General features: G+C 69.5%; 1 protein-coding gene and 1 rRNA gene. Both read left to right on the top strand.

Annotation, left to right across the window (positions count from 1 at the left end):
- Positions 1 to 226 precede the first annotated feature (226 nt).
- On the top strand, positions 227 to 3037 hold the full coding sequence (locus EBM89_RS19820) for an aconitate hydratase (protein WP_122151305.1): 2811 nt from the start codon (positions 227 to 229) through the stop codon (positions 3035 to 3037).
- 863 nt (positions 3038 to 3900) lie between these two features.
- Positions 3901 to 4015 (top strand): 16S ribosomal RNA (locus EBM89_RS19815); the annotation flags it as partial.

The following is a 4015-nucleotide window of genomic DNA, read 5'->3' as shown; positions in this document are numbered from 1 at the left end:
CGTCCCGCAGCGCCCCGGGCGCCGGCCCCGGGGTCGGCGCCCGGGGCGTCGTCGTCCGCGCGCCGCCGGTGCGCCCGGACCGCCCCCGGCGCCGGTTCGGGGTAGGATGTATCTTGACATCAAGATACTTCGGGAGCCGGCACGGCTCGGGCGCCCAGAGCCCGGCGTGCGCCTCCCGCCCGGCCGTCCCCCAGCGGTCGCAACTCGCCCAACGAAGGAGCCCACTGTGAGCACCGTCGACAGCTTCGGGTCGAAGTCCCGGCTGCAGGTCGCCGACGAGTCCTACGAGATCTTCCGGCTGGACGCCGTGCCGGGCACGGAGAAGCTGCCGTACAGCCTCAAGGTGCTGGCCGAGAACCTGCTGCGCACCGAGGACGGCGCGAACATCACCGCCGACCACGTGCGCGCCCTCGCCGCGTGGGACCCGGCCGCGGAGCCCGACACGGAGATCCAGTTCACGCCGGCGCGCGTGATCATGCAGGACTTCACCGGCGTGCCCTGCGTGGTCGACCTCGCCACGATGCGCGAGGCCATGGTCGACCTCGGCGGGGACCCGACCCGGATCAACCCGCTCGCGCCCGCCGAGCTCGTCATCGACCACTCCGTGCAGATCGACGTCTTCGGCCGCGAGGACGCGTTCCGGCGCAACGTCGAGATCGAGTACCAGCGCAACCACGAGCGCTACCAGTTCCTGCGCTGGGGCCAAACCGCGTTCGACGACTTCAAGGTCGTCCCGCCGGGCACCGGCATCGTGCACCAGGTCAACATCGAGTACCTGGCCCGCGCGATCATGACCCGCGAGGTCGAGGGCGTCCTGCGCGCCTACCCGGACACCTGCGTCGGGACCGACTCGCACACGACGATGGTCAACGGCCTCGGCGTGCTCGGCTGGGGCGTCGGCGGCATCGAGGCCGAGGCGGCCATGCTCGGCCAGCCCGTGTCGATGCTGATCCCGCGCGTCGTCGGCTTCAAGCTCACCGGCTCCATCCCGTCCGGCGTCACCGCGACCGACGTCGTGCTCACCATCACCGAGCAGCTGCGCCGCCACGGCGTCGTCGGCAAGTTCGTGGAGTTCTACGGCGACGGCGTCGCCGCCGTGCCGCTCGCGAACCGCGCGACCATCGGCAACATGTCGCCGGAGTTCGGCTCCACCTGCGCGATCTTCCCGATCGACGACGTCACGGTGGACTACCTGCGCCTGACCGGGCGCTCCGAGCAGCAGCTCGCGCTGGTCGAGGCGTACGCCAAGGAGCAGGGCCTCTGGCACGACCCGTCCCGCGAGGTCGCGTACTCCGAGTACCTCGAGCTCGACCTCGGCACCGTGGTGCCCAGCATCGCCGGCCCGAAGCGACCGCAGGACCGCATCGAGCTCACCGCGGCCAAGGAGTCGTTCGCGACGTCGATCCTCGACTACGTGTCCGACGCCGAGAAGGCGCCGTTCACCGGGCTGGACGAGTCCGTGGACGAGACGTTCCCGGCCTCCGACCCGATCGCCGCGGGGGAGCACGCCGACGGCTCCGACGCCCCGGCACACGTCGCCGCGGGGGACGCCGCGAGCCGCCCGCACAAGCGGGTCCCGGTGACCCTCGCCGACGGCACCACCACCGAGCTCGACCACGGCGCCGTGGTGATCGCCTCGATCACCTCGTGCACCAACACCTCGAACCCGTCGGTCATGCTCGCCGCGGCGCTGCTCGCGAAGAAGGCCGTCGAGCGCGGCCTCGTCTCGCAGCCGTGGGTCAAGACCTCCATGGCCCCGGGCTCGCAGGTCGTCACGAACTACTACGAGAAGGCCGGGCTCTGGCCGTACCTGGAGAAGCTCGGCTTCCACCTGGTCGGCTACGGCTGCGCGACCTGCATCGGCAACTCGGGCCCGCTGCCCGAGGAGGTCTCGGCGGTCGTCAACGAGCACGACCTGTCCGTCGTCTCGGTGCTGTCCGGCAACCGGAACTTCGAGGGCCGCATCAACCCGGACGTCAAGATGAACTACCTGGCGTCCCCGCCGCTGGTCATCGCGTACGCCCTCGCCGGGTCGATGGACTTCGACTTCGACCACCAGCCGCTCGGCACCGACGAGTCCGGTGCCCCGGTGTACCTGGCGGACATCTGGCCGACGCCGGAGGAGGTGCAGGCGACCATCGACGCCAGCATCGACCGCTCGATGTTTGAGGCCGACTACGCCGACGTCTTCGCCGGCGACGACCGGTGGCGCTCCCTGCCGACCCCCGAGGGCGACACGTTCGCCTGGGACGGCGCGTCCACCTACGTCCGCAAGCCCCCGTACTTCGAGGGCATGGCCGCCGAGCCGGCCCTGGTGACGGACGTCAGCGGCGCCCGGGTGCTCGCCAAGCTCGGCGACTCGGTCACCACCGACCACATCAGCCCCGCCGGGTCCATCAAGGCGGACAGCCCCGCGGGCGCCTACCTCGCGGAGCACGGCGTCGAGCGGCGCGACTTCAACTCCTACGGCTCGCGCCGCGGGAACCACGAGGTCATGATCCGCGGCACCTTCGCCAACATCCGGCTGCGCAACCAGCTCGTCCCCGGGGTGGAGGGCGGCTTCACGCTGAACCACCTCACGGGCGAGCAGACGTCGATCTACGACGCCGCGCAGGCGTACGCCGCGGCCGACGTGCCGCTGGTGATCCTCGGCGGCAAGGAGTACGGCTCCGGCTCCTCGCGCGACTGGGCGGCCAAGGGCACGGCCCTGCTGGGCGTGCAGGCGGTCATCACCGAGTCGTTCGAGCGCATCCACCGGTCGAACCTCATCGGCATGGGCGTGCTCCCGCTGCAGTTCCCGGCGGGGGAGTCCGCGGACTCGCTCGGCCTGGACGGCACGGAGACGTTCGACATCGCGGGCATCACGGCGCTGAACGACGGCACCACGCCGCGCACCGTCGCGGTCCGGGCGGCGAAGGCCGACGGCTCGGTGGTCGAGTTCGACGCGGTCGTGCGCATCGACACCCCCGGTGAGGCGGACTACTACCGCAACGGCGGGATCCTGCAGTACGTGCTCCGGTCGCTCGTCGCGGCCTGATCCACGCGCCGTCGACGCCCCCGCGTGCCTCCGGGCTGCGGGGGCGTCGCCGTCGGTGCGGCTCCGGTGGCGCGGGGCGGCTGGCGCCGGCATGCCGACTGCCGTGACGCGGCGGTGTCCGTGCAGGTCAGCGGCCTGGACCAGCCTCTGCGAGGGCTGGGTTGACGTTCACCGTCAGGATGCGTAATGTTCTCCGAGCTGCCCGAGAGGGAGGAACGGACACCGAGGCTCAGCCCGGTGGCTGGTCCCGCGGGTGGCCACCCCCTCGGTACGACCTCAGGCGCTTCTGGCGTCCGGATCGTCGTGCCGGACCAGGCTCCGACGGTGCGATGTCGTGGAAATCACGCACGAAGCACACGAAATAGCCTGCTAGAGTCGGGGAAGTCGATTCGCCGGAATGAAGATCCTGGTGAAGAGGCAGGCCGGAAGCTCTGGTAGAGTGAAGGAACGCGAAATGCCGGGAACGGTACGGAGCGCAGAATTCCTCTGGTAGGGTTCAGGGCAACGGAGAAACGCCGGAAGGCGCGGAAACGGGCCAGGAACTTCTGGTAGATTGATCGACAGGCCTCCGGCCGCTCGCCTGATGAGGGTAGGTGGGGGATGCGCGTCTGTTCTTTGAGAACTCAACAGTGTGCCTAGTAGTTGATGCCAAGATGGTTCATCGCTCGGGTTGGTGGCCTCGTTCGAGGTCGGCTGGTTCGTGGTGGTGGATTCTTGGTTGATATCGAGTCGGTGCCTCTACTTCCGTCGGGGGCCGGCTCGTTAACAGCCGAATTCAACTGGTTGCTCCTTCGTCAGCGTGGGGGTGGCCGTTTCGTGTGTCGGTTGATCTCCGCCTTCGGGTGGGGGTTGCCATGGAGACATCTACGGAGAGTTTGATTCTGGCTCAGGACGAACGCTGGCGGCGTGCTTAACACATGCAAGTCGAACGGTGAAGCCCAGCTTGCTGGGTGGATCAGTGGCGAACGGGTGAGTAAC

The sequence above is a fragment of the Cellulomonas triticagri genome, from assembly GCF_003696205.1.
GTDB lineage: Bacteria > Actinomycetota > Actinomycetes > Actinomycetales > Cellulomonadaceae > Cellulomonas > Cellulomonas triticagri.
This window is presented reverse-complemented; position numbering and strand designations above follow the sequence as displayed.